Source organism: Gracilimonas sp., from assembly GCF_040218225.1.
Lineage (GTDB): Bacteria > Bacteroidota > Rhodothermia > Balneolales > Balneolaceae > Gracilimonas.
The window spans coordinates 221,213-242,617 of the sequence record NZ_JAVJQO010000004.1 but is presented as its reverse complement, the minus strand read 5'-3'; the positions used below and the strand labels follow the sequence as shown (position 1 = coordinate 242,617).

Here is a 21,405-nt window from a genome sequence, read left to right as displayed (position 1 = left end):
AAAAGTACGAAAGCATCTGTTCTACTAATGAGCAGGTGCTTTTTTTATATAAAAAATGGTTGTCATCCTGAACTTGATTCAGGATCTGAAATAACGACAAAACGAGTTTTTACCTTGCCTCTTCCAGCTTGCGGGCTTCTTCCGCCAGTTCCAAAACCACTTTGGTATACATGGTACTTGGATTATAGCGCATCACTGCTTTCTCCATGCTACCGGTGATTTCATAAAAATGAGCCAGGTAATTGGCTACAGAGAAAATATTATTCGGCATGAAGTAAAGATCAGATCCTACCCACCAACGATTGAGCGAATAAGGAATAAATTGAGCATAAGACATTGCTCCGGCATAGCTGGATTCCAAAGATAAGATGTCGAGGTCATTCTTTTTAGCAAAAATAAGAAGTTCTTCCAGTTGAGCTTTAGACCAATCGCTTCGATAACCTTCCGCATACATTGAAACGTAAGCATTAAAAGGATTGTAGCTGCCTTTATACCTGCCAAATTCAGATTCAATCCCGATAATACCGGCAATTACATGTTTGGGGATGCCGTATTTTTCCTGGGCAGCGTTCAATTCTGGGGCGTACTTAACAAGAAAGTCTTCCAGTTTTTGTTTCTTAATATCGTACTTAATAATGTTCTGGTAATCTTCAAAACTCTCGATTTTGATTTCGACAGCCCGTGTAAACTTCCCGGTAATGTCTTCAATGAGTTTGAAGCGGGAATCTTCAAGTAAGTCGTTAAAAGCATAGCCTTTTGCTTCAAAATATTCAGCAAGCTCATCGATGTTGTGTTTCTTTTTTTCCGGGTCGGAAGTGCCGGCCAGTGCCAGCATGGGTATTATTAATAGGAATAGCAGGAATGTGATGATGGTCTTTTTCATAATAGTCGCGGTTCGTTTCGCCTCTCTGAGCTCTATTATAACAAATTCAAACAGCATTGAGTATTAAAGATTGTAGAGTTTATAAGAAATTTATAAGCGCAAACAGCAATTCTTTTCGAAAATCATTATTCCTTGTTGAATGTTCGGTGTTTATTCGAAGTTCAAAAGAAAAACCCTTACCTTTTAGGGCTTTAAAAAGTCCGCTTCATGGTTTTGTTTGAAATGAAGCGATTAACTTCAAAAACTATTATCAAAAGTACCATGGCAAAAGAATTTGATGTATGTGTAATCGGGTCAGGCCCCGGCGGATATGTAGCCGCAATCCGTGCTTCTCAGCTTGGCTTTAAAACAGCAATTGTAGAAAAAAGACATCTTGGTGGTGTGTGTTTGAATATTGGCTGTATTCCCACAAAAGCCCTGTTGCGTTCGGCTGAGGTTTTTGAGTCGATTGAACACGCCGGAGATTATGGAATTAATGTGAAGGACTATTCTGCTGATTTTGGCGGTATGGTGAAACGTAGTCGTGGTGTTGCAGACAAGATGAGCAAAGGCGTTCAGTTCCTGATGAAGGCCAACAAGATTGAAGTGTTCATGGGAACGGGCGTTTTCAAATCCAAGTCTGAGTTGGCAGTAAATGACGACAAAGGCAAAGAGCAGGAAACCATCAAGGCGAAGAATTTTATCGTGGCAACCGGTGCTCGTCCGCGTCAGCTTCCAAACCTGGAAATTGATGGCGAGATGATCATTGATTCTGAAAAAGCCATGACTATGGAGAAGCAGCCAAAGAAAATGGTGATTGTTGGTGCCGGTGCTATCGGAGTTGAGTTTGCTTACTTCTATAATGCTATCGGAACAGAAGTGACTATCGTAGAGCTTCAGGATACACTGGTACCTGTTGAAGACAAAGATGTAGGTAAAGAGCTCGGCAAAATCTACAAGAAGAAAGGCATGAACGTGATGACCGGAAGCACGGTCGAGAACGTGAAGAAGAAAGGTAAAGGCGTTGAAGTCACGGTAAAAACCAAGAAAGGCGAAGAGAAGATCGAAGCTGATGTGGTGCTTTCTGCTGTTGGCGTGACTGGTAACGTTGAGAATCTTGGCCTGGACAAAGCCGGTGTTAAAACCGAAAAAGGCGCCATCGTTGTAGACAAGAAAACCTATAAAACCAATGTGGACGGAATTTATGCCATCGGTGATGTAATTGGCGCTCCATGGTTGGCTCATAAAGCTTCTCATGAGGCTGTAGTGCTTGCCGAACAGCTGGCCGGCGAAAACCCGCATCCGGTGAACTATAATAACATTCCGGGCTGTACGTATTGCGAACCACAGATTGCTTCTGTTGGATTAACGGAACAGGCAGCCAAAGACGAAGGCTATGATATAAAAGTTGGGAAATTTCCGCTTTCAGCATCTGGTAAAGCAACGGCTCTTGGCCATGAAGAAGGCTTTGTAAAAGTAGTGTTCGATGCCAAGTACGGAGAGTGGTTAGGCTGCCATATGATTGGGTTCGGCGTTACGGAAATGATCGCAGAAGCGGTTGTGGCACGTGACCTTGAAACGACCGGCCATGAAGTTATCAGTGCAGTTCACCCACACCCAACCCTCTCTGAGGCTGTGATGGAAGCTGTTGCTGAAGCGTACAACGAAGGTGTTCATTTAGGAACTCCCGTTAAGAAAAAATAAAGGAAATAAGTCATCGCGGGCGAAGACCCGCGATCTCCTTTTTGCAAAAATAGATGTTAATTCAGGAGATTTCGCATCAGGTGCGGGATGACGAATAAATGATTTGGCTCCCAACAGGGAGCCATTTTTATCTGTGAATATGATGAGCAAAAAAGTCGAACTATACGATTTGGGTTCTGCCTCATATCAGCCGATATGGGATTTGCAGCATGCCGTGCAGCAACGCATCATAGATGAAAAGCGCGCCGAGCAAAAGGGAGAGTTCGAAGGAGAACGCCTCGACGATATCTTACTCTTTGTGGAACATCCGCATGTGTATACACTAGGTAAAAGCGGTAAAGAAGAACACATGCTTCGGTCTATGATGGAGCTTCAACAGCTTGAGGCTGAGTTTATCAAAATTGATCGTGGTGGTGATATTACCTATCACGGGCCGGGACAGGTTGTGGGCTACCCGATTTTGGATTTGGATCGTCATTTCACCGATGTGCACAAATACCTGCGTTTTTTGGAAGATGTCATGATTCGGGTGTGTGCCGATTATGGGTTTGAAGCAGGACGAATTGAAGGAGCCACTGGTGTTTGGGTAAACAATGAAAAGATTTGTGCTATGGGCATTCGTTGTTCACGATGGGTAACCATGCACGGTTTTGCACTGAACGTGAACACCGACCTGAGATATTTCAATAACATTGTTCCGTGCGGAATTGATGACAAAGCCGTTACCAGTTTGCAAAAGCTGACGGGCAGTGAAATTGATGTGGATGAAGTGAAAAAGCGGATTGTTTTCCACTTCGAAAACGTTTTCGATGTATCCATTTCGGCCAGGGGTTCCTTGCAGGAAGTGGAGCATAATATTTTGTAACTTTAGATATAATTTGTCATCGTGAGGAGGCAAAAGAGTTAGAGCGCTCAAAGAACTCTTTCGACGAAGCGATCTCCCTAAAATGGCAATGAAATTAAATAATGGAGATTGCCACGGGATTTACTTCCTCCGGTCGTTGAATCCCTCGCAATGACATGCTGAAATTATTAAAGAAGCACCATGATTAAAGAACTACAGGTAGTAGACAAACCATCCGAAAATCGCCGGCCCGACTGGCTGCGCGTTAAACTTCCATCAGGAGAGAAATTCAAAGAAGTTTCGGAGAATATCAGGAAACATAATTTGAATACGGTTTGTGCCGAGGCCCGCTGCCCGAATATGGGAGAATGCTGGGGAGCCGGAACAGCTACCTTCATGATATTGGGGGATGTATGTACCCGTTCATGTGCTTTTTGCGCTATTAAAACAGGTCGCCCGCCGGAAGATCTGGACTGGGATGAGCCAAAACGGGTTGCTGATGCAGCAGCTAAAATGGGGCTTAAGCACGTAGTACTTACATCTGTGAATCGTGATGAGCGGAAAGACGGAGGTGCTCCGATTTTTGCAGAATGCCACAAAGAAATCAGAAAAGCTATTCCGGGTGTGACTATTGAGTCTCTTATTCCCGACTTTCGTGGCGAATGGGATGCAGCCCTTCAAATCGTTTTTGATACACCACCGGATGTACTTAGCCACAACCTGGAAACCGTGCCAAGCAAATATCGAAGAGTGCGTCCACAAGCCCGCTATGAGCGTTCATTGGAACTCCTTCAACGCACAAAAAATGCCGGCTTGAGAACAAAAACCGGAATAATGGTCGGCTTGGGTGAAACCCGGGAAGAAGTTATTGAACTAATGCAGGATTGTGTGGAACACGGTGTGGATGTGTTAACCATTGGTCAGTATATGCAGCCTACAAAAATGCACCATCCGGTAATGGACTGGGTGCATCCTGATCAGTTTGCGGAATACAAAGAGATCGGTGAAAAACTGGGAATTGAACATGTGGAAAGTGGTCCGCTGGTTCGTTCTTCCTACCACGCTGAACGACACGTTTAAGCTGAAAAGGTAGTTTTCTTCCTGTTCTTTCTGTAGTAACTTGGAGCAAAGAAATAGCTATGGTTTCATTACTTATTGTTTTATCAATTAGTTTTCTGTTAGGGTCTATTCCTTCCTCGCTCTGGGTGGGGCAGATTTTTCATAAAACCGATATTCGCACTCTAGGCAGTGGAAACCTGGGTAGTACAAATGCTTTCCGGATTTTAGGCTGGAAATCAGGTACTTCTGTACTGGTTCTTGATTTTATGAAGGGCTTTGTCGCCTCTTTTTGGGTGAGTATGTATGCCTTCGAAATTGGAAATGGTCCTATTGCACCTCCGGGCTGGGAAGCTGATGCTTTTCTGAAAATCACCTGTGGACTAATGGCGGTAATCGGGCATATGTTCCCAATATTTGCCAATTTCAAAGGTGGGAAAGGTGCAGCAACAGCCTGCGGAATGCTATTTGGTATTGAGCCTATTTCCATCAGTATTTCATCAGTAGTTTTTATTGCCATTACATTTGGAACCCGATACGTTTCTTTAGCTTCAATCACTGCCAGTTTTATCTATCCCATTAGCCTGGTGATTATGCGATATGGGTTTGGATACTTCGTGGATGGAAGTATCATCATTTTTGCCACATTTATAGCCGCCGGAATTATTTATAAGCATAAATCAAATATTCGGCGTTTATTGGATGGAAATGAAAATCGTGTGAATCTCTACGGGAAGAAAAACAAAGAAAAAGATAAGGCTGCTGAGAAGTTGGCGGAGGCAGAAGCATGAGCAAGCGAAACGTAACGATTGTAGGTGCAGGAAGTTTTGGTACAGCCCTTGCTCTCGTATTGGATACGGCCGGTAATAATGTTCAGATGTGGGCCCGTGAAGAGAATATTGCCAGGCAGATCAATGAGAATCATATAAACCCTTCTTACCTGAATGATATCCCGCTTCCAGAAGGAATAAAAGCATACAACGATTTAGAGCAGTGCCTGAAATCTCAGGATATGGTCGTTTTTGCAACTCCATCACACACATTGCGGGAAGTAGCTGCAAAATTAAAGCCCTGCCTTGACGGCCACGAAATTCTTGTGACTGTAGCAAAAGGAATTGAGAACGACACCTTCAAGACCATGTCTCAGATCCTGATTGAAGTGATGGAAGGAACCACATATGAAGATAATATCGGGGTTTTGTACGGCCCCAGCCATGCTGAGGAGGTCGGGAAGTTAAAACCAACAACCGTTGTGGCTGCCGCATACTCAACACGGACGGCACGTATTATTCAGGAAACCTTTCTCACTCCCATGTTCCGGGTATATATTAATAATGATGTGATTGGCGTCGAAATTGGCGGTTCCGTGAAAAATATCATGGCTATTGCAGCTGGTGTTGTGGACGGAGCCGAACTGGGAGATAATGCCAAGGCAGCTCTTATCACAAGAGGTCTTCACGAGATGAAGCGCATGGGACTGATGATGGGAGCTCATTCTGATACTTTTTCTGGTTTAACAGGTATGGGAGACTTGATCGTAACCTGCACGAGCACCCACAGCCGGAACCGTTCGGTAGGATTTCGCATTGGTAAGGGAGAGAAGCTGAAAGATATTATCGACAGTATGAATATGGTGGCCGAAGGTGTAAAAACTACAAAATCTGTGAGAGACTGGGCCGTTAAGAATAATGTTGAAATGCCCATTACCAGAGCTATCTACAGTATTTTATTTGAAAATGTTGACCCGCGGGATGCATTATATGAACTCATGACCCGCGACCCTAAAGATGAAATCGTGATGTAACAGGTTTCATCCAGAGTTCAACCTATAATCATCTACAATCATGAAAGACGAACTCGAGTTTTATTTGCAGTACACGAATAGTGTACAGGTTTCAAAGCTTACTCCAGGTGATCTTAAAGGACTTATCCAGACCGGCGAAAGCAGCTTTCTGGAATTCAAACACAGCGTGGCTTCCCCGGAAAAAATAGCTCGTGAAATTGCTGCTTTTGCCAATACAAAAGGGGGTACCATTCTGATTGGAGTAGAAGATAATGGAGAAATGATCGGAGTGGAAGGCTACCATGAAGAAGAGTTTTGGCTGAACCAGGCGGCTTCTGAAGAATGTATTCCTGAAGTTCCTATCAAAATTGAATTGCTGAATCTGGGGGAACGTGACGTGCTGATTGTGAAAGTACCGGAAGCTCATGAAAAGCCAATCTATGTGAAAGGAAAGAAAGTAAGGCAGGTATATGTGCGAATGGAAGATGAAAGCGTAGTTGCCAGTGATGAATATATAGAAGTGCTCAAGCAGAATTATTCCGATGAAGGCGTCACCTTTGAGTACGGAGAAAAGGAACAGCAGTTATTCCGTTTTCTGAATGAATATGGAGACATCACGGTTAAGAGGTTCTCGCTGCTCATAAGTGTAACTACGTACAGGGCAGCCAAGATTTTGGTAAATTTGGTGAGCGCCGGAGTTTTGGATCTCTTTGAGAAAGACGGCATCACGCATTATACATTTTCCAAAAAAAGTTCGTAATTTTGACTCGTTCTAAATAAAGGGAGCGACATGAGTGTTGAAGAAGAAAGTTTAGATGATGTAATATCCTCATTAATTGATGTGGATGACGAAGAGGAAGCAGCTGCACCTCAGCCCATCACTGAAAAAGATTACCAAAAAGAAGAACTGACCGGTGAACCTGTAGTGCTTACTGAGCGGGCAGCCCGCCAGGTAGAAAAAATAAAGCAGCAGGAAGACCTTGATGACAACTTATACCTGCGTGTAGCTGTTGACGGCGGAGGTTGCTCTGGCTTAAGCTACAAGCTTGGGCTGGATTACCGCACGGATGAAGATAAGGTGTACGAAAGCTATGGAGTTGAGATCATTGTAGCTCCGAAGCACCTCATGTACCTGGAAGGGATGCAAATCGACTATCCGGATGGACTGGATGCCCGCGGTTTCACCTTCGACAATCCTAATGCCGTTGAAAACTGCGGTTGCGGAACCTCCTTCGCTATTTAATTGAGTCATTCCTGCGAAGGCAGGAATCTGAATGCTTTTTAAAGCTAGCAGTTCGACACTAATACAGCACAAGATTCCGGGCATACGCCGCGGAATGACCTCAATTAGATAACCAGCCAGCCCTACCGTCTAATTATTATTCTCAGGCGATGATGTCATACCCAACTGCTCTTTCACCCGCTTAATCCCTTCCGTAGCCTTCAGTTTCCAGTCTTCGGTGACGTAGCGGCGAACCATTAATACCGAACATGGGGCACGGTCGGCAATAATATCCGGAATAGTACCAAACAGCACATTGCGGATGCCCCATTCGTGAGAGGCTCCAATAATAATCAAATCATCCTGATGTTCTTCCAGTTCTTCGAGCATGCCACCGGTCACATCGGTCGATTCCTTGATAGTGAATACCACTTTATCAAAACCTTCCAGCAAAGGACTTACTCTTTCCCTGAGTTCTTCTTCCTCTTCCTTAAGATCTGTGCCGGGCTTAACAAGTCGTAATACGCGCAGCCTGGCATCAATAGCCTGGGCGATACGAATGCCTATTTCCATTCCAAGGCGTGCATGAAGCCCACCGCCCCAGGGTACCACAACGGATTCTATATCTTCCAGCCCACGGTCTTTAAGAACGGCAAGGTCAGCCTTCAGGTTTTTGATAATGGGTTGAATGGGTGTGTTGTAAATCCGGCCAAGGCTGAATCCTCCCTGCCAACCCATAACCAATATATCGGCTTCCCGGTTTTCTGTTTCGTTGATCAGTCCTTTAAAAATATCGTGAGAAGCGGCAGAGGCTGAATCAAAGGTAGTGGAGGCAAGTACTTCCTTATTTCGGGAATCGAGGTTCTCAACTCTAGAGGCTTCGCTGATTTGCTGAATACTTTCGCGTATCGGTTCCTGCTGCTGAATCATTCGTTCAACAGTTGAAATCGGAGTTTGAAAAGGAACTTTGAGCATATTTAAGCCTGTGACAGAACCACCCTCTTCTTTACCCGTGGCAATCAGTTGAGATACTTTCAATAAGGCTTGTTCATGAACCGGGTTGGCCAGTGCAGTAACAACTTTTCTTCCTTTTTTGATATCAAGAGCCCGGATGGCAGGTGCCCATTCTTCAAATTCGGATTCATGTCGTTGGGGTGCTTCAATTAATACTTTGAAGCCTTTTTCTTTCCAGTTTTGCTTGAATTGAGGGACCGCATGCTCGAAGTCAACACGGGAGCGTCCCCAAATCATGTACCAGGCCAGGCTTACCACGATAAGTACAACTACGGCAATTTGTGCAAACGGTCCTGAAGAAATAATAATGGATAAACAGCCAATAGCAGCAAGAACTTGTAACCAGGGCGTTCCGGGAGTCCGGTATGTGGGTTTATACCAATCCGGATTGGAAACTCTGAGTACAACACAACCAATATTCAGGGCCGCATAGCTGTAAAGCTGAAGCACACTGGCAATTTTGGCGAGGTTTTCAAGGCTATCCAGTAAAAGGAAGAACAAAGCAAGAATGCCAGTTAAAACAATAGCCCGATATGGAGTTAGTAATTTTTTGTGGATCGCACTCAGCCAGTTAGGAACCATGCGGTCGCGGGCCATAGCCAGGTTAATTCGGGAAGAAGCCATAATACTGGCATTGGCAGATGAAAGCGTTGCTAACAAGCCTGCAATGATAATAGCAATGGCTCCCGGGTTCCCAAGAATGGTTCGGGCAGCAGTAGTAAGCGGGTCACGGACATCAGCGATGGTAGACTGAGGAAACATTCCGCCAATCACCAATACAATAATCACATACAAAAGAGTAACCAGCGCCACTGAGCCAATTAAAGCACGGGGTAAATTCTTGGAGGGGTTTTTGATCTCCTCGGCAACGGCTGCAATTTTAACAAAGCCCAGAAAGGAAACAAATACCAGGGCCGTTGTGGCAGAAATAGAATCAAACCCAAAAGGCATGAAGGGATCGTAGTAATCAGCTTCAATATGAAAGAGCCCAAGGATACTGAATCCTCCTAAAATCACGAATAAAATAAGAACAACTACGACCTGTGTCCGGCCAGATTCCTTAGCTCCGATAACATTAAGAATGGTAAGTAAAACACCTCCAATTACGGCACCCCAGAAAGCTGAAAGGGGTAAAAACTGGGACATATATTCTCCCAGACCATAGAGATAAAAGGCAATGGCAAAGGTCAGGCTCAGCCAGATTCCAACCCCGGAGATAGCACCAAAAGCAGGTCCAAGAGAACGGGAAACGAAGAAATAATCACCTCCGGATTTTGGCATCCCGGTAGCAAGCTCAGCGGCGCTCGAAGCAGTTATCATACAAACCACACCTGCTGATAAATAGGCAAAAATTGCAGCCGGTCCAGACATTTCTAATGCAATGCCTGCAAGAAGGAAGATACCTGCCCCAATCATGGTTCCAGCTCCGATGGTAAGGGCATCCCAAAACCCGAGCTCACGTTTTAAATCTGGCATAAAAGTCTAAACTAAGTTGAAGAGCAAAGCTACTATCTATTCAAGAGAAGTAAAATTATCCTTTATTCTTTTTTTGCAATCAGTCGAACACCGCGTTTAAAAGTGATGTAATGCCAGGTCCACTCGGCAAAAACCCGGAATCGATTTCGGAAGCCAATAAGAAAGAAAATGTGGATGAGTCCCCAGAGCAGCCATGCAAAAAAGCCGCTGAATTTAAATCCCCGAATATCAGCAACTGCTTTGGCGCGGCCGATAGTGGCCATAGTGCCTTTGTCGACATAGTGAAAAGGTTTACGGTTAGAAGAAGATTGCTTAATAATATTTCCCAGATACTTTCCCTGCTGAAGGGCTACCGGAGCAAGTCCCGGTAATGGATTTCCTCTTTCATCTTTAACATGAGCGGCATCTCCGGCTACGAAAATATTTGGTGAACCCGATATAGAAAGATCCCCTTCAACCATAGCCCGTCCCATGCGGTCGGTTTCAATACCTAATTCCTGGATTATAGGAGAGGCCTTAACTCCAGCTCCCCAGATTATATTTGGAGTCTCGATAAACTGCCCGTCAACCTGAACACCATCTTCCCTGATCTCTTCAACAGGAGAATTCAGTAATACTTCCACGCCCATATCTTTTAATGTTTGAAGGCCTTTTTCAGGTAGTGGTTTATCGAAACCATTCAGAATTCCTTCGGCTGCTTCTATAAGATAAATTGTAGTTTCTTCAGGCCGGATATTCCGGAAATCCCGCATCATGCTTCGCTTGGCAATTTCAGCGATGGAGCCAGCCATCTCTACTCCGGTTGGGCCGCCCCCAATTACTACATAGGTCAGAAAAGGCTTCCTTTTTTCGGCATCAATGATTTGCTCAGCTTTTTCGAGAGAAAGTAAAATACGTTCCCGTATTTCGAGTGCATCAGAAAGTGATTTCAGTCCCGGCGCATGCTCTTTCCATTTTTCATTTCCAAAATAGTTGTATTGAGCTCCGGGTGCCAGAATCAGATAATGAAAGGGAAGACTGGATCCGTTTCGCAGATAGATGCGATTTTGGTCTTTATCTACCCTGGTGACTTCCCCCAAAATAACCTGCACATTCTTCTGCTTGCTGAAGATCGCCCGGATTGGCATGGCAATATCGCCTGGTGAAAGGGCGGCTGTGGCTACCTGATAAAGTAAAGGCTGAAAAAGGTGATGATTGGTTTTGTCAACGATAGTGATTTTGTAGGATGTGTTGGCCAGTTTTTTTGCGGCTGAAATTCCGGCGAATCCTCCGCCGACAATAACTACATTTTTACCCATATGAGTGAGGAGTGAAAGTGGTTATTCTTTTATTTTTGATCGTGAGTCTTCCTTAACATCTTCTTCTTCATATTCATTTTCAGGAATTTCAATTTGGCCGCTTTCTTTTTCCTGAGCTTTTGCATCAATGGTTGACTTCAGGTGGCGTTCAATTTTCCCCTGAAGGGTTTCCGTAAATCCCTGAAGATCTTTCTTCCGTTTTTTCTTGCGGCTATTAATAAAACGGGAATAAAAGAAAGTACCAGCCAGAATGATCGCAGAAACAATCAAAGGAGGGGCAACATCATTGTTAAACTGACCAAAAATGGCCCCTGCAAAAAGCATGAAAGCTCCAAAAGCTGCGGCGGCAGCTGGTAAATAGAACTTGTTAAGGGTCTTTAGACTTTGGCTAACTTTGATTTTGGTATTCCCGTCTAATTGCTCAAACTCTATTTCCGGAGAGTTGGCAGAGGCTATAAATTTGGATGGGCCAACGGGCCTGGCTTTCCAGATAATTTTATTTCGCCGCCGGGTAACAGTCCCCAATGTATTAAAATGATATTCTGCCTGACCTTTTAGTTCATTAAAAAGCTCTTTATCGATGGTGCCTCTGGCAAATCCAACAACCTCTGTGCTGTTAAAGTCGTGGTTATCAATAACCATCGGTTCATGAATCGGGATACCACTTTGCTCAACGTAAGCTTCGTAAACGAACCGGCGGGGAATGCCAAGGTCGTCTGTTATCTCATAAAGGGATTGGATTTCCTTATTAGCATCCTCAGGTTTTCTTGAGTTGCTTTGCTCTCCAAACTTTTGGAGCAGTGTGGTTTTTTGTACAATTTGCCTGATTTCTTCGTCGGAGAGCTTTCCCATAAGATTTTTTTTAATTCATTTTAGCCTGAGCATCCATCACAATTTTTTCGATCTCTTCTTTCGAAATAAACTCCTTATTGTTGCAATACTGGCAAACCATTTCCTGCCCTTCGCCGTCCATTTCTTTTAGGTCTTCGTAGCTGAGCATAGCCAGTGCATTCAGAAAACGTTTGCGGCTGCAGCGGCAGAAGAAATCAACAGGCTGTCGGTTTAGTTCTTTAACTTTCAGAGGGGATACTGCCTTGCTCATAATCTCATCGATATACTGATCATCTGACAACAATTCGTCGATAGCCGGAAATGAGCCCAATCGTTCCTGAAGCAAATCAATCTGACCGTCAGGAGCTCCGGGTAAACGCTGAATCAATAATCCGCCAGCTTCGGTAACGTTACCGTCCTCGTCAATTCCTACATCGGTAAGAAGAGCAGAAGGAATTTGTTCGGATTGAGCAAGATAATGGGCTACATCACTGTTTATGTCACCCTTAACCAGCTGGATGGTACTTGTTTTAGGTTCGGCTTCGTTGTAAAGCACTTTTGAGAAGGTCATGATTCCTAACCCGATACCATCTCCAAGCTCGGTTTCCGGGTTAGTATAATCCAGATCAGCGGCAGGATTCTGAACATAACCACGAATCTCTCCAACCGAGTTTGCCTCTGCTATGATAAAACCAATGGGTCCGTCACCATCCATACGAAGCTGGATGCGTTCTTCTCCTTTTAGTTCAGAAGCCAGCAGCATGGTGGCTGTCAACGCCCGCCCTAAAATGACGGTATTCAGCAAGGAAAGCTGGTGGTTTTCTCGAGCCGTTTTCACGACTTCAGTAGTTTTAACAACAGATATTTTGAAATGACCGTCAGTTGTTATGCCCTTAATAAGACGGTCTTTAAAATTATATTCTTCAATGTTCATAGGTGGAATAAAAAAATCTCTTTTTAAAAAATAGTACCTCAAAGATACGCAGAAAAAGTAATTTTATTTGGAGGGAGAAGTATGGTCTTTTAAAAAAGGGATAGCCTTTTGCCGGCATTGACCCACCCCTCAATCCCCGCCCGAGCGGGGAGGCTCCTTGGTTGGTTTATGAGTGAGTAAAAGAATATACCCATTGGCAGTCATGTTGTAGCGGAATCTGATATAACCAAGGAGTCTTCCTCTCCCGAGAGAGGAAACAAAGGAGAAGGTGAATGCCTACGAAGGCCCAAAAACTTGCCATTACCTCATTTTTTATAGTTTTTAAAATAAAAGAGGGTACAATGAAAAAGAGAATACCAATCATTCCATATAGGAAAGATCTTATTGCCAAAGCCCGCTGGCTTCGAAAAAATTCGACTCCAGGCGAAATCGAAATTTGGAAAGCAATTAAGAATAAGAAGCTACTCGATTATAAATTCCGGAGGCAGCATCCAGTCCATCGTTTCATCGTTGATTTCTATTGCCGTGAACTCAGGTTAGCAATCGAAATTGATGGCAGAAGTCATGACTATAAAATTGAATATGATAAACAACGTCAGGAAATAATTGAGCAGTTGGGTGTGAGTTTTCTGCGTTTTAGTGAATCTGATGCTAAGCACTATACGGAGTCTGTAGTGATGGAAATAGAAAGGTGGATACTTGAGCATGAGTGAGCTTTTATAAAAGTGCAGAGCCCTTCGCCGGCATTGACCCGCCCCTCAATCCCCGCCCGAGCGGGGAAGACTCCTTGGTTGGTTTATGAGTGAGTAAAAGAATATACCCATTGGCAAGAGTCTTGAAATAAGCTGAAATATCACTAAGGAGTCTTCCTCTCTGGGGAGAGGAAACAAAGGAGAGGGTCAATGCCCGCGAAGGCCACCCCACAAAAAAAAGGGCGCCTCAAACCGAAGCGCCCCTTTCACTCACTCAAATAGGATTGACTTTATCTATCAGTCGATAAACCGTTTGTAAACTTCTCCAAGCCTTCCGGATACATTTGCTTTAGAGGAATATTTATTCTTGATATGGCCAATCGTATTGATTCTTTTCTCTGCCAGATCGTTAGAAGCAACATGAGCCGGGATGCCATGTTCTTCTGAATAATTTAGAATGTCAGTGATGGTGTTATAGATATTTCCGGCATTCTGAAGAGCTCTTTCCTCATTATATCCTTCCAGTTCGCTGGCAATGTTTATAATTCCACCGGCGTTAATCACATAGTCTGGTGCGTATAAAATGCCCTTGTCGAGCAGCATTTGTCCGTGCTTATCTTCTTCATCCAGCACGTTATTGGCGCCGCCGGCAATAATATCACACTTAAACTGATCCATGGTGTCGTCATTTATGACACCGCCTAAAGCACAAGGGGTATAGATGTCTACATCCAGTCCGTAAATATCGTCAGGATCTACCAGCTCCCCACCCACTTCTTCAGCCAGAGACTTGGCTTTGTCTTCGTAAATATCACAAATGTAGAGTTTTGCTCCTTCTTTGGATGCATGTTTAGCAAAATAGGATGCCACATTTCCGGCTCCCTGAAGTGCGATCTTTTTGCCCTCCAGTGAATCACTTCCATACGCTTTTTTGGCACAGGCTTTCACTCCCATGTACACACCATAGGCAGTCACCGGAGAAGGATTTCCACTGCCACCCAACGCTTTTGGGATTCCGGTTACATACTTGGTTTCGGAATAAATCCATTCCATCTCCCGCTCGGTCATTCCCACGTCTTCAGCGGTGATGTATCGTCCACCCAAGCCATCCACAAAGCGACCAAAAGACCGGAATAAAGCTTCGGTTTTTTCAGTATGCGGGTCGCCGATAATGACAGCTTTACCGCCTCCTAGATTCAGCCCGGAAATAGCTGCTTTGTAGGTCATGCCCCGTGAAAGGCGAAGTACATCTTTGAGTGCAGCTTCTTCAGATTCATAGTTCCACATACGGGTTCCGCCAAGAGCAGGACCAAGTGTTGTATTATGAATAGCGATGATGGCCTTCAGTCCAACTTCAGGATCAGAGCACATCACGATCTGCTCATGTTCATGGTTGGCAAGCTGATTAAAAATGGAAAAATTTGGGTTTTCTTCAGTCAATTTCCTGGGGTGTTTAACGGGTGCATCAATCATTTCAACAAGGATAAATTATTCATAAGGCTCTTTTCTGGAACCGCTTCCAAAGTTCGGGATTTATTTGACGGTTCTCAACCAAATAAATCGGTTCAGACATAAATACTTGTAATTATTTTTTGAAGAGTTGGGCCGAATTTGAACGATGAAGGGGCATTGTGATTTTTATGTTAACAAACATGCTGATTTTCTCTCGTTAAATAGTATTTTATATAAGTAATAAGAACGCATTTTGCGTTGGCGTACCGGCCTGGCCGCCGATTTGCCTCTATGTATAAAAATAAAGCACAAAACAATCATGTCATTCCGCTGGGTATACGCGCAGCCGGAAGAGGAAAAGTACATCGCCAAATTAGGGGATATGCTTGGAATTCCGGACAAAATAGCCCAACTATTGGCTATACGCGGCATAAAAACATACGATGATGCAGAATACTTTTTCAGGCCAAAGATAGAAAACCTCCACGATCCTTTTTTAATGAAGGATATGGAAGCTGGTGCAGAACGTTTAGCTCTGGCCATTCGTAAAAGTGAGAAAGTACTCGTTTACGGCGACTACGACGTTGACGGGACTACGGCAACTTCCTGCGTCTACACTTTTTTAAAAGAATTTGGGGTAGATGCTGACTATTACATTCCTCATCGCTTCAAAGAGGGGTATGGTATTAATCCCGATGGTATTAAGTACGCTGAAGAAATTAAGGCTTCACTGATTGTATCGGTAGATTGCGGAATCACAGCTATTGAAGAAGCCAGGGTGGCCAAAGAAAAAGGCATCGACCTGATTATTTGTGATCACCATACGGTAGGCGATGGAATTCCGGATGCCATAGCTGTTCTCGATCCCAAGCGCCCCGATTGCAGCTATCCCTTTGAAGGGCTCTCTGGTGCAGGTGTTGGTTTTAAACTCATTCAGGGAACCATCCACAAGTTGGGGTTGCCGGATACTATTTCCTATAAGTTTCTGGATCTGGTGGCCATTTCTATTGCTTCCGATATCGTGCCCATCATTGATGAAAACCGGGTGCTGATGAAAGCTGGCCTGCAGATGATACAGCGGAGTCCGCGTGTTGGAATTAAAGCGCTGCTTGAGTTGATCAAGGTTTCCAAGGAAGATGTAAACACGTCCAAAATTGTGTTTTCCATTGGCCCGCGGATTAATGCAGCCGGACGTATGGGCGATGCCAGTACGGCTGTAAAGCTCATGATTTCCGAGAGTCTGGGTGAAGCTAAATCGCATGCCTACGAGCTGGAATCGATTAACCTGAAACGCCGGGATACCGACTCCAAAACCATGAAGGAAGCCATGGAGCAAATCGAAAAAGATTTTGATATGGATGAGACTTCCACCATCGTGTTGTACAGTGAAGACTGGCATCTTGGGGTGATTGGAATTGTGGCCTCGCGGCTGGTGGATTTATATCACCGCCCCGCTATTATGCTCAGTAACGTAGATGGAAAGATCAAAGGATCGGCACGGAGTATTAAGGGCTTCAATATTTATGATGCCATCAAGAAGTGTGGTGATTTACTTGAGCAGTTTGGCGGGCATGAGTTTGCGGCCGGACTCACCCTCGAAGAGGGGAATCTGTCTGAATTCCGTCGCCGGATGAACGAGCTGGCCTATACCGACCTCTCAGAAAATTCTTTTGAACCAGAACTTACCGTTGATGCCAAGCTGGACCTGGGGGAAGTGGATATGAAATTCTGGAAGTTGTTGAGTCAGTTTGAGCCCTTTGGCCCCGGCAACCTCCGTCCTGTTTTTGTAAGTGAAGAGGTTACAGTGGTAGGTGTTCCCACGATTGTAGGGAATGGACACCTGAAGATGCGGGTCAGCCAAAACGGTTCCGGAGTTTTTGATACCATCGGCTTTAATATGCACGAATACCTGCCGGATGTACGAAAGGGAGATCCGTTTAAAATTGCCTATGTACTGGAAGAGAATAACTGGAACGGCCGGCGTACGCTACAGCTTCGCTTAAAAGACATACATATTTCGGGAGAGTAGGTTTTAGGGTATTGTCATCCTGAGCGCCAATGAATTTTGAAAGGCATCTTTTACACAACGCGAAGGATATCAGGTTCTGCATTAACGGGTAGTTTTAACTTTGAGGTCCCTCGTGTATTACATCTCAGAGTTAAAGGTTTACTACGCACTCGGGATGACAAAGTAAGGCTTCGTATTTTTGATCTACCCAATGTTGTCATCCCGGACTTGATCCGGGATCTTGATGTGGTAATTAATGCTGTTTGGTAAAAAGACTCTGCTTTCTGCCAATTTATTATTGTATAAAGATTCCAAACCCTGTATCTTTGCCGTCCTTGTTGAAAGGGACTGTAGCTCAGTAGGTAGAGCAACGGACTGAAAATCCGTGTGTCGGCGGTTCAAATCCGCCCGGTCCCACATCAAGTAAAGCCCGATGCAGGTTAAATTGTATCGGGCTTTTTTGTTTTCGGGAGATGTTTGTTTCGTTATGCTATGCATTTATAATTTCTAAATCTATCTTAATAGGTGATCAAATCATGCTCACAGGCGAACTAAAAAATAAAGTCGATAAAATTTGGGAAACGCTGTGGACGGCGGGCATTTCCAATCCGCTTACCGTCATTGAACAACTGACCTATCTCTTGTTCATCAAAGGACTGGATGATGATCAACTTCGAAAAGAAAGAAAAGCTATTCGTACCGGTGATGATCAAGAAATGATTTTTGCGGAAGATGAAGAACATCTTCGGTGGCGAAATTTAAAGCAGCTCGACCCGGATGCATTATTCGAAACGGTCAGAGATGACGTGTTTCCGTTTATGAAAAAACTGGGAGGTAAAAACGGCAATACCTATCGCAAGCATATGGAGGGAGCTATTTTTATGTTTCCGAAAGCATCCACATTGGCGCGTGTGGTGGATTTATTGGATCAGCTTGATTTGAGTAATCGAGATATGAAGGGAGATGTGTATGAATACATGCTCTCGAAATTGAAAGAGTCAGGACAAAACGGGCAGTTCCGTACGCCGAGACACATTATTAAGATGATGGTGGAGCTGACCCAGCCCAAGCCGCTGGAGAATATCGCCGATCCTGCTTGTGGTACGGCCGGATTTTTAGTGGCTGCCGGAGAATACATTCGCGATAACCACGCCAAGGCCATGGTGGATGATAAAACCCGCGAACATTTTAAGTCGGAGATGTTTACCGGCTACGATTTTGACAACTCCATGCTCCGCATCGGGAATATGAATATGGTGATGCATGGTTTTGACGGCGCGACGATTGACTACAAAGATTCGCTTTCTTCTTCGGATGATGATGACCTTCGTGACCGCTTTGATCTTATTCTTGCCAATCCCCCGTTTAAGGGTTCGCTGGATTATGACAGTGTAGCGGTCGATCTGCTCCAAACCGTAAAGACCAAAAAGACCGAATTGCTGTTTAATGCCCTCTTTTTACGAGCGCTGAAAACCGGTGGACGGGCTGCCGTGGTGGTGCCGGATGGTGTGCTATTTGGAAGTTCCAAAGCGCATAAGGAAATACGCCGGATTTTGGTGGAAGAGCAGCAGCTGAATGCGGTGATCTCTATGCCGAGCGGGGTATTTAAACCCTATGCCGGAGTGAGTACGGCTGTGATCATCTTCACCAAAACCAACTCGGGCGGAACCGATAACGTTTGGTTTTACGATATGAAAGCCGACGGTTATTCCCTCGATGACAAGCGCGATAAAATTGAAGACGACGACATCCCCGACATCATTCAGCGATACCATAATTTAGACGATGAAACCGGCCGCAAGCGCACCGAGCGCAGTTTCCTCGTGCCAAAAGACGAGATCGTGGAGCAAAACTACGATCTCTCCATTAACCGCTACAAAGAGATTGAATACGAAGAAGTGGAATACGACGATCCCAAAACCATCATCAACGGGAAAGATGGTCAGCCCGGACTGCGACAGCTTGCCGAAGAACGCCTGAAAATTTTGGATGAACTGGAGGGGATGGTTTGAAGAGAGTTAGCATTTCAAAAATTGTCGAAAAACCGGTTAGTGGTGAATGGGGAAACGAAGCTGAATCAGAATCAGATGGCATTCCTGTTATTAGGAATACAAATTTTTCAGATGATGGAAGGATTGATTTGCATGATGTAGCATTTCGTGAAATTCCAGACCGAAAGATTGAGAAGAAAAGGCTTAAACCAGGAGATATTATTATAGAGAAATCTGGTGGTAGCAAAAATCAACCCGTTGGTCGCGTGGTATATTTTGATATTGACGATGGTGAAAATTATTTGTTTAGCAACTTTACGAGTGCAATTAGACCAAAGAAAGAAGTAGAGCCAAAGTATGTTCATTATGGATTACTTCATTCTTACATAAGGGGCGGAAGTGAGTTATTTCAAAATAAAACTACAGGTATCCGAAATTTACAACTCAAAAGATATCTTGATAAGGTAAAAATCCCCCTGCCCAGCCTTACCGAGCAGAAAGCCATTGTGGAGAAGCTGGACCGGGCGCAGCGGCTCATCGACATAGACAGGGAAATGCTCGCCAAATACGACGAACTCATCCAAAGCGTGTTTTTGGAGATGTTTGGGGATCCGGTTACCAATCCGAAAGGGTGGGATAAAGTAAAGTTGAAAGAACTAACGAAGATAAATTCTGGCAGCACTCCTTCAAGAAAAAAACCGGAGTATTTTGGTGGGAAAATTCCATGGGTTAAAACAACAGAAGTTAGCGGAAGATATATTTATGAATCTGAAGAAACTATTACTGAATTAGGCTTAAAAGAGTCCAGCTGTAAGTTATATCCAAAGGATACAATTTTGGTAGCTATGTATGGACAAGGTAAGACAAGAGGGAATGTTGGCATGTTAAAGCTGGAAGCAACAACTAACCAAGCTTGTGCGGCTATTTATCCATCTGAAAAATTTAAACCGGACTTTTTATTCAATTACCTAAAGCTTCAATATGATGAACTAAGAGAAATGGGGAGAGGCGGGAATCAGCCGAACTTAAATGTCGGTATGGTAAAGGATTATGAAATTATATTACCTCCCATTGAGATGCAGGATAAGTTTTTAAATATTTCAGAAAGCATTATGAAAGAAAGAGCAGAAAACAAGCTCATTTTAAAAAAATCAGAAGAGTTGTTTTCGTCGTTGGTGCAGGGGGCGTTTGGGTGATTTACCGGGATTAAAATAAAAACCCGTCATTGCGAGGCGCCGTGATGCATAATGCAGGATTGGGATGCAGAACAACGAAGCAATCTCCCGATAGCGAGATCTCAAGTAATGCAGGGAGATCGCTTCGTCGGAAGAAAATGGTGGCCGAGTGCAAGCACCGATACTCCTCGCGATGACCGGGTATTTGAACCATGATTTTCAGGATTGGGGGATTTACCGGGATTAAAATAGAAACCTGTCATTGCGAGGCGCCGTGATGCATAATGCAGGATTGGGATATAGTTCAACGAAGCAATCTCCCGATAGCGAGATCCCAAGTAATGCAGGGAGATCGCGTCGTCGGAAGACAAATTGCTTTAGTTCAAACACCGATACTCCTCGCGATGACCGGGTATTTGAACCATGATTTTCGGGATTGGGGGATTACCGGGATTAAAATAAAAACCCGTCATTGCGAGGCGCCGTGATGCATAATGCAGGATTGGGATATAGTTCAACGAAGCAATCTCCCGATAGCGATATCCCAAGTAATGCAGGGAGATCGCTTCGTCGGAAGACAAATTGCTTTAGTTCAAACACCGATACTCCTCGCGATGACCGGGTATTGGAACCATGATTTTCGGGATTGGGGGATTACCTGGATTAAAATAAAAACCCGTCATTGCGAGGCGCCGTGATGCTTAATGCAGGTTTGGGATGTAGTTCAACGAAGCAATCTCCCGATAGCAGCCTCCCAAGTAGTTCAGGGAGATCGCTTCGTCGGAAGAAAATGGTGGCCGAGTGCAAGCACCGATACTCCTCGCGATGACCGGGTATTTGAACCATGATTTTCAGGATTGGGGGATTACCGGGATTAAAAAATAAAAACCCGTCATTGCGAGGCGCCGTGATGCTTAATGCAGGTTTGGGATGTAGTTCAACGAAGCAATCTCCCGATAGCGAGATCTCAAGTAATGCAGGGAGGTCGCTTCGTCGGAAGAAAATGGTGGCCGAGTGAAAACACCGATACTCCTCGCGATGACCGGGTATTTGAACTATGATT

The 21,405-nt window shown here is 44.3% G+C and carries 17 protein-coding genes and 1 tRNA gene; 12 read left to right on the top strand and 6 right to left on the bottom strand.

Annotated elements, in window-relative coordinates:
- Positions 1-109 precede the first annotated feature (109 nt).
- Positions 110-883, bottom strand: coding sequence for a lytic murein transglycosylase (locus tag RIB15_RS05035; protein ID WP_350201059.1), 774 nt, complete (start codon positions 881-883; stop codon positions 110-112).
- Between the two features lie 261 nt (positions 884-1,144).
- On the opposite strand from RIB15_RS05035, the gene lpdA reads away from it, so the two are divergent.
- From lpdA to RIB15_RS05000, 7 genes are all read left to right on the top strand, one after another.
- Entirely contained in the window at positions 1,145-2,566 is a 1,422-nt protein-coding gene (lpdA, locus tag RIB15_RS05030) for a dihydrolipoyl dehydrogenase (protein ID WP_350201058.1), read from the top strand.
- Positions 2,567-2,708: 142 nt separating this feature from the next.
- Positions 2,709-3,431, top strand: coding sequence for a lipoyl(octanoyl) transferase LipB (gene lipB / locus RIB15_RS05025; protein ID WP_350201057.1), 723 nt, complete (start codon positions 2,709-2,711; stop codon positions 3,429-3,431).
- Between the two features lie 180 nt (positions 3,432-3,611).
- Positions 3,612-4,490: a lipoyl synthase gene (gene lipA, locus RIB15_RS05020; protein WP_350201056.1), complete on the top strand. Its 879-nt coding sequence runs from the start codon at positions 3,612-3,614 to the stop codon at positions 4,488-4,490.
- Between the two features lie 59 nt (positions 4,491-4,549).
- On the top strand, positions 4,550-5,257 hold the full coding sequence (plsY, locus tag RIB15_RS05015) for a glycerol-3-phosphate 1-O-acyltransferase PlsY (RefSeq protein WP_350201055.1): 708 nt from the start codon (positions 4,550-4,552) through the stop codon (positions 5,255-5,257).
- Positions 5,254-6,270 carry an NAD(P)H-dependent glycerol-3-phosphate dehydrogenase gene (locus tag RIB15_RS05010; RefSeq protein WP_350201054.1) on the top strand — a complete coding sequence of 339 codons (1,017 nt, stop codon included), beginning with the start codon at positions 5,254-5,256 and terminating at the stop codon, positions 6,268-6,270. The genes plsY and RIB15_RS05010 overlap by 4 nt, the downstream gene beginning before the upstream one ends.
- A 40-nt stretch (positions 6,271-6,310) precedes the next feature.
- Positions 6,311-7,009: an AlbA family DNA-binding domain-containing protein gene (locus tag RIB15_RS05005; RefSeq protein ID WP_350201053.1), complete on the top strand. Its 699-nt coding sequence runs from the start codon at positions 6,311-6,313 to the stop codon at positions 7,007-7,009.
- Between the two features lie 30 nt (positions 7,010-7,039).
- Positions 7,040-7,492, top strand: coding sequence for a HesB/IscA family protein (locus RIB15_RS05000; protein WP_350201052.1), 453 nt, complete (start codon positions 7,040-7,042; stop codon positions 7,490-7,492).
- 129 nt (positions 7,493-7,621) lie between these two features.
- On the opposite strand, the gene RIB15_RS04995 is transcribed toward RIB15_RS05000, so the two are convergent.
- From RIB15_RS04995 to hslO, 4 genes are all read right to left on the bottom strand, one after another.
- Positions 7,622-9,961, bottom strand: a complete 2,340-nt coding sequence (locus RIB15_RS04995) for an amino acid permease (protein ID WP_350201051.1) — start codon at positions 9,959-9,961, stop codon at positions 7,622-7,624.
- 62 nt (positions 9,962-10,023) lie between these two features.
- Positions 10,024-11,259, bottom strand: a complete 1,236-nt coding sequence (locus RIB15_RS04990) for an NAD(P)/FAD-dependent oxidoreductase (protein WP_350201050.1) — start codon at positions 11,257-11,259, stop codon at positions 10,024-10,026.
- 21 nt (positions 11,260-11,280) lie between these two features.
- Positions 11,281-12,111 (bottom strand): hypothetical protein, encoded by an 831-nt coding sequence (locus tag RIB15_RS04985; protein WP_350201049.1) that lies wholly within the window; start codon positions 12,109-12,111, stop codon positions 11,281-11,283.
- Between the two features lie 10 nt (positions 12,112-12,121).
- Positions 12,122-13,024, bottom strand: a complete 903-nt coding sequence (gene hslO / locus RIB15_RS04980) for an Hsp33 family molecular chaperone HslO (RefSeq protein WP_350201048.1) — start codon at positions 13,022-13,024, stop codon at positions 12,122-12,124.
- A 341-nt stretch (positions 13,025-13,365) separates the two neighbouring features.
- Between hslO and RIB15_RS04975 the strand changes: the two genes are divergently transcribed.
- Entirely contained in the window at positions 13,366-13,737 is a 372-nt protein-coding gene (locus tag RIB15_RS04975) for an endonuclease domain-containing protein (RefSeq protein WP_350201047.1), read from the top strand.
- 276 nt (positions 13,738-14,013) lie between these two features.
- On the opposite strand, the gene RIB15_RS04970 is transcribed toward RIB15_RS04975, so the two are convergent.
- Positions 14,014-15,189 carry a Glu/Leu/Phe/Val family dehydrogenase gene (locus RIB15_RS04970; RefSeq protein ID WP_350201046.1) on the bottom strand — a complete coding sequence of 392 codons (1,176 nt, stop codon included), beginning with the start codon at positions 15,187-15,189 and terminating at the stop codon, positions 14,014-14,016.
- Between the two features lie 298 nt (positions 15,190-15,487).
- Between RIB15_RS04970 and recJ the strand changes: the two genes are divergently transcribed.
- From recJ to RIB15_RS04950, 4 genes are all read left to right on the top strand, one after another.
- Complete coding sequence (gene recJ, locus RIB15_RS04965; protein WP_350201045.1) at positions 15,488-17,197, top strand: single-stranded-DNA-specific exonuclease RecJ; 1,710 nt, start codon at positions 15,488-15,490, stop codon at positions 17,195-17,197.
- 323 nt (positions 17,198-17,520) lie between these two features.
- A tRNA-Phe gene (locus RIB15_RS04960) sits at positions 17,521-17,593 on the top strand.
- Between the two features lie 119 nt (positions 17,594-17,712).
- Positions 17,713-19,188: a type I restriction-modification system subunit M gene (locus RIB15_RS04955; protein WP_350201044.1), complete on the top strand. Its 1,476-nt coding sequence runs from the start codon at positions 17,713-17,715 to the stop codon at positions 19,186-19,188.
- Positions 19,185-20,363, top strand: a complete 1,179-nt coding sequence (locus RIB15_RS04950; RefSeq protein WP_350201043.1) for a restriction endonuclease subunit S — start codon at positions 19,185-19,187, stop codon at positions 20,361-20,363. The genes RIB15_RS04955 and RIB15_RS04950 overlap by 4 nt, the downstream gene beginning before the upstream one ends.
- Positions 20,364-21,405: the final 1,042 nt, after the last annotated feature.

Bases quoted from the DNA above. Each gene is read 5' to 3' on its own strand.
- RIB15_RS05035 (WP_350201059.1), bottom strand. From the start codon at position 883: ATGAAAAAGACCATCATCACATTCCTGCTATTCCTATTAATAATACCC.
- lpdA (WP_350201058.1), top strand. From the start codon at position 1,145: ATGGCAAAAGAATTTGATGTATGTGTAATCGGGTCAGGCCCCGGCGGA.
- lipB (WP_350201057.1), top strand. From the start codon at position 2,709: ATGAGCAAAAAAGTCGAACTATACGATTTGGGTTCTGCCTCATATCAG.
- lipA (WP_350201056.1), top strand. From the start codon at position 3,612: ATGATTAAAGAACTACAGGTAGTAGACAAACCATCCGAAAATCGCCGG.
- plsY (WP_350201055.1), top strand. From the start codon at position 4,550: ATGGTTTCATTACTTATTGTTTTATCAATTAGTTTTCTGTTAGGGTCT.
- RIB15_RS05010 (WP_350201054.1), top strand. From the start codon at position 5,254: ATGAGCAAGCGAAACGTAACGATTGTAGGTGCAGGAAGTTTTGGTACA.
- RIB15_RS05005 (WP_350201053.1), top strand. From the start codon at position 6,311: ATGAAAGACGAACTCGAGTTTTATTTGCAGTACACGAATAGTGTACAG.
- RIB15_RS05000 (WP_350201052.1), top strand. From the start codon at position 7,040: ATGAGTGTTGAAGAAGAAAGTTTAGATGATGTAATATCCTCATTAATT.
- RIB15_RS04995 (WP_350201051.1), bottom strand. From the start codon at position 9,961: ATGCCAGATTTAAAACGTGAGCTCGGGTTTTGGGATGCCCTTACCATC.
- RIB15_RS04990 (WP_350201050.1), bottom strand. From the start codon at position 11,259: ATGGGTAAAAATGTAGTTATTGTCGGCGGAGGATTCGCCGGAATTTCA.
- RIB15_RS04985 (WP_350201049.1), bottom strand. From the start codon at position 12,111: ATGGGAAAGCTCTCCGACGAAGAAATCAGGCAAATTGTACAAAAAACC.
- hslO (WP_350201048.1), bottom strand. From the start codon at position 13,024: ATGAACATTGAAGAATATAATTTTAAAGACCGTCTTATTAAGGGCATA.
- RIB15_RS04975 (WP_350201047.1), top strand. From the start codon at position 13,366: ATGAAAAAGAGAATACCAATCATTCCATATAGGAAAGATCTTATTGCC.
- RIB15_RS04970 (WP_350201046.1), bottom strand. From the start codon at position 15,189: ATGATTGATGCACCCGTTAAACACCCCAGGAAATTGACTGAAGAAAAC.
- recJ (WP_350201045.1), top strand. From the start codon at position 15,488: ATGTCATTCCGCTGGGTATACGCGCAGCCGGAAGAGGAAAAGTACATC.
- RIB15_RS04955 (WP_350201044.1), top strand. From the start codon at position 17,713: ATGCTCACAGGCGAACTAAAAAATAAAGTCGATAAAATTTGGGAAACG.